At 76.5% G+C, this 4,062-nt stretch carries 5 protein-coding genes; 1 reads left to right on the top strand and 4 read right to left on the bottom strand.

The genetic code is table 11. The features are described 5' to 3' along the window. Positions 1-32 precede the first annotated feature (32 nt). Both HTZ82_RS29275 and HTZ82_RS29270 read right to left on the bottom strand, forming a co-directional pair. Complete coding sequence (locus tag HTZ82_RS29275; protein WP_175412417.1) at positions 33-317, bottom strand: hypothetical protein; 285 nt, start codon at positions 315-317, stop codon at positions 33-35. A gap of 140 nt (positions 318-457) precedes the next feature. Next, positions 458-1,276 carry a hypothetical protein gene (locus HTZ82_RS29270; RefSeq protein ID WP_175412410.1) on the bottom strand — a complete coding sequence of 273 codons (819 nt, stop codon included), beginning with the start codon at positions 1,274-1,276 and terminating at the stop codon, positions 458-460. Between the two features lie 323 nt (positions 1,277-1,599). Between HTZ82_RS29270 and HTZ82_RS29265 the strand changes: the two genes are divergently transcribed. After that, entirely contained in the window at positions 1,600-2,292 is a 693-nt protein-coding gene (locus tag HTZ82_RS29265; RefSeq protein ID WP_175412409.1) for a transglycosylase family protein, read from the top strand. Here the strand turns inward: HTZ82_RS29265 and HTZ82_RS29260 are convergent. Further along, complete coding sequence (locus tag HTZ82_RS29260) at positions 2,286-2,975, bottom strand: ATP-binding cassette domain-containing protein (RefSeq protein ID WP_175412408.1); 690 nt, start codon at positions 2,973-2,975, stop codon at positions 2,286-2,288. The genes HTZ82_RS29265 and HTZ82_RS29260 overlap by 7 nt on opposite strands. Beyond that, a partial coding sequence (locus tag HTZ82_RS29255; protein WP_175412407.1) for an ATP-binding cassette domain-containing protein occupies positions 2,972-4,062 on the bottom strand: 1,091 nt, incomplete at its 5' end. The genes HTZ82_RS29260 and HTZ82_RS29255, both read right to left, overlap by 4 nt.

Raw genomic sequence — 4,062 nt, 5'->3', positions numbered from 1 at the left:
CCGCCGCTCTGTCACCGCCCCGACAACCGCTCCTACAGCCCTCTGCGCGGCGCCGGTGGCAGAGCGGCCTGCGCCTGGCCCGCGTGGCGGCCGCCCGCCGTGTAGCCGCCGTACTGCGTCGCCTGGAACCCCTGCCCGTAGGTGTGGCTGCCCAGGCTGTGGGCCGCCGCCAGCGAGCCGAAGCTCTTGAACCCGAGGTCCTCCTCGCCGCTGCGGTCGCCCGGCAGGGTCCGGAACGACCGCAGGTACTCCGAGTACAGCGCGTCGTAGATCGGCGTCGTGGAGTACCCGGACGGCCCGTCCTGCGCCGGGCGCATCGAGGGGATCTGCTGGTACGGCTGGCGGGAGGGCTCGTATGAGTGCTGCACGTAGGTGCCAACGACCCCGCTGTTTGTTGGATGCGGTCCGTACGGCGAAAACGCGGGCGCGGGCCGTATGGCGGGGCGCAGCGTGTCCATCAGGAGGTGCCGGCCAGCGGCATGGCGGCGGCGACCAGGCGGCCGTTGGCGGCGGCCTTCTCCAGCGCGTCACGCAGCAGGTCTTCGCGGGGCTGCTGGCCGATGGAGCCGACGGGCGCGGCGAACACCAGGACCGTGTGCGACTTGTTGGCGGCGGCCCGCCAGCCGTCCGTGACCTGGAGCGGCTGGTGCGCCTGCCACCAGGCCGCCTGCTGGCCGCCGGCGCCCGTACCCGGCTGCAGGATCGCGTGCAGCTGGCCCATGGCGAGCAGCACGGACCAGCCGGCGAGGGCGGACGGCTTCTGGTTCAGGTCGGAGACGGGGAGGAAGCCCTGCTCGATGAGGAGCGGCAGGAACTCGTCACCCGCGCCGCCTGCGCCGGGGCGGGCGATCGGCTCGGTCGGCTCGACGACGAGCGCGGGGTGCAGCTCGCCGTCGATCAGGACCAGACCGCTCGTGATGCCGAGCACGGCCTGCTCGGCACCGTTGGGCAGCTGCGCCGGGATCGGGGCGCCGACGGCGCCCGCGCCGGGCTGCGGCTCCTCGCCGGTGATGGAGCGGACCGCGCCCTGCAGCTGCTCCTCGGAGACCTTGACGACCTGGGAGGGGATGCAGGTGGCGTGGGCGAAGGCGAGGACGGCGGTCTCGTCGCCGACGAACAGCACGGTGCTGGTGCGTTCCTGCTCGGAATCGCCCGGGGTGCGGCAGGATGTGCAGTCGTAGCTGCCCGGGGCGTTCTCGCCGGCGAGCAGCCGGTCGGCTTCTTCGTCACCGATCTCGGCGCGTACGTCCTCGCTGACGTCGAGCATGCGCGGCACGGGTGGCTCCTCGGACTCGTTGGTGCGTGTGGCGCCGGGCGGGTCCCGGCACGTCTCATGACGAGTTCAACGGGTGAGCTGTGGCCGGGGTCACGCGCGCGGGGGGACGGAATCGAGCCTTAGGTGGCGGGAGGGCGTGGCCTGGAGTGTTCGGGGCGCCTGGGGAGGCGGGCACGGCCGGGTCGCGCCGGGGCGGGCGCCGGGGTCTGCCGATCGAGGTCTGCCGACCGGGGTCTGCCGATCGGGTGGGGTTGCGGTGCGGCGTGCGCGGCACGCCGCGGGGCTGCGGCAGTGTGCGGCGGGGCGGTGCCTAGCGTGAGACGATGCCCGTGCTGCCGGCTGTCGCCGCCGTTGTCGCTGTCGCTCTCGCCTCCGCTGCTTCCGCCGTCGCCGTACCCCAGGGGTGGGCGGGCTCGTACGGGCCGGCGGGGGAGCCGCCGCCCGCGCCCGGCCCGGAGCTGAGCCACGGTCACCCGCACCACGAGGCGGGTACGGGCACGCCGGACGACTGCCCCGGGGACTGGCCGTGGGGGTGCGTGGCCCTGTGCGAGAGCAGCGGGCGCTGGCACGTCAACACCGGCAACGGCTACTACGGCGGGCTGCAGTTCCGCCAGTCCACGTGGGAGGCCTTCGGCGGCCTCGCCCATGCCGCGCGCGCCGACCTGGCGTCGCGCGACGAGCAGATCGCGGTGGCGCAGGAGGTGCTGCGCTGGCAGGGCTGGCGGGCGTGGCCCGAATGCTCGCGCCGCTACGGCCTGTCGGGCCGCTTCCACACGGTCCAGCCCGGCGACACCCTCATCGCCGTCGCCCGCCGCTTCCGCGTCCCGGGCGGCTGGAAATCCCTGTACGAGACGAACCGTGCGGTCGTGGGCGACGACCCGGACCGGATCAGCCCGGGCATGCTGCTACGGCTCCCCGAGGGCTCGGGGACGGCACCGCCCGCTGCGGAGACGGAGACGGAGACGGAGGCGGAGGCGGACGGTGCGGGGAAGGAGGCGGCGCCGACCGTTCACTGACGTACGTCGTGGGCGGGGAGTTCGGCTGCCTCGCCGCTGAAGGCGAGGGCGCCGCGGCGCAGTTCGTGGGCCAGGGTTCCGGGGGGCAGGCCGGGCGGGAGACGCTGCTCGGCGGTGACGACGGCGGTGCCCGCGGCGCGGAGATCCGCCAGCAGCGTGTACGTGCGGGCCGCGACCGCCGGAGACATGCCGAGGGTCGGTTCGTCGACCAGGACGACGCGCGCCGGGCCGTCGCGCGGCGGCAGCAGCGCCCGGCACAGGGCCAGCATCCGCTGCTCGCCCCCGCTGAGCGTGCCCGCGCGGCGGGCCAGGAGGGGCCGCAGCTCCGGGTACGCGTCGAGCGCGGGCGCCGCGGCGCCTGGCCCGGCCGCCGCGAGTTCGAGGTTCTCGGCGACGGTGAGCGTGGCGTACACCGCCCGCAGGTCCGGTACGAACCGGAGCCCGCGGCGCGCCCGTTCGTGCGCGGGCGTCCGCGTCACGTCCGCGCCCCGCCACAGGACCCGCCCGGCAGCGGGGCGTACGGCGCCGGCGAGGGTGCGCAGGACCGTCGTACGGCCGGCGCCGTTGCGGCCCAGGAGCACCGTGACCGTGGCGGCGGGCACCGGCAGGTCGATGCCGTGCAGCGCTTCGAGCGGCCCGTACCGCACCCGTACGCGCCGCAGCTCCATCTCGATGCCGCTCATGCCACGATCCTCCCGGCCTCCATCACGTGCACGGTGTGCGCGATACCGGCGACGAGGTCCGGGTCGTGCTCGACGACGAGGACCGCCATGCCGTCGGCGGCGAGGGCCGTGAGGACGTGGGCGAGCGCGGCGGTCTCGGCCGCGTCGAGTCCGGCGGCGGGCTCGTCGATGAGGAGGGTGTGGGGCTGCCCGGCGAGTGCCCGGGCCAGTTCGACCCGGCGCAGGACGCCCGTGGACAGCCCGGCGGCGGGCCGGGCGCGCACGGATCCGTCCAGGCCGAGGAGGCGCAGCGCCTGCTCGGTGGCGTCGTCGGGGTCGTCCCGGACGTGCCCCTGCTCGGCGCCGACCCGTACGTTCTCGGCGACCGTCAGCGACGGGAAGACGGCCAGCTCCTGGAACGTACGGGCGATCCCGAGCCCGTTACGGGCGTGGGCGGGGCGCCGGGTGATGTCGACGCCGTCGAGGGTCACGCGCCCGGAGGCGGGGCGTACCGTGCCGGCCAGGCAGTGGAACAGGGTGCTCTTGCCCGCCCCGTTCGGCCCCACGAGCGCGGTGACCTGCCCGCCGGGCACGGCGAAGTCGACCCCGTCCAGGGCGGTGAACCCGCCGAACCGTACGGCGACCCCATGCGCCCTGAGCCGCGCGGGCCGCGCCCCGCCGGCACGCGTCGGGGCGCGGCCCGGGGTGGCTCCGGCCGGTCTGGGCCCTGGGCCCGCGGGCCCAGCGGTCCTGCCCGGTTCGGCGCCGACGGGGTGGGCGGCGGCTGCGGCGGCCTCCAGGCGGGCCCCGGGGCGTCCTTCCGGGTGCGCCTCCGGGTTCGCCCCGGGGTGCGTCTCCGGGTGCGCGGGGGACGGTGCCGGGCCCTGCGCCTGGGGCCGCCGCCGGGTCAGGAGGGCGGTCAGCGGCGGGACGCGGGCCGTCAGGGCCGCCAGGAGGCCGATCACCGCCGCTGCCGCGCCGCCCCGGGCGCCGGCGTCGAGGCCCACCAGGAGTGCCGCGGCCGCCAGCGGCGCGAGGAGGCTGTCGGCGCCCAGGACCAGGACCGCCGCGAACCACAGCAGCGCGCGCACCGGGTCGAACGCCCCCG

The sequence above is a fragment of the Streptomyces sp. TRM64462 genome, from assembly GCF_013362995.1.
GTDB lineage: Bacteria > Actinomycetota > Actinomycetes > Streptomycetales > Streptomycetaceae > Streptomyces.
This window is presented reverse-complemented; position numbering and strand designations above follow the sequence as displayed.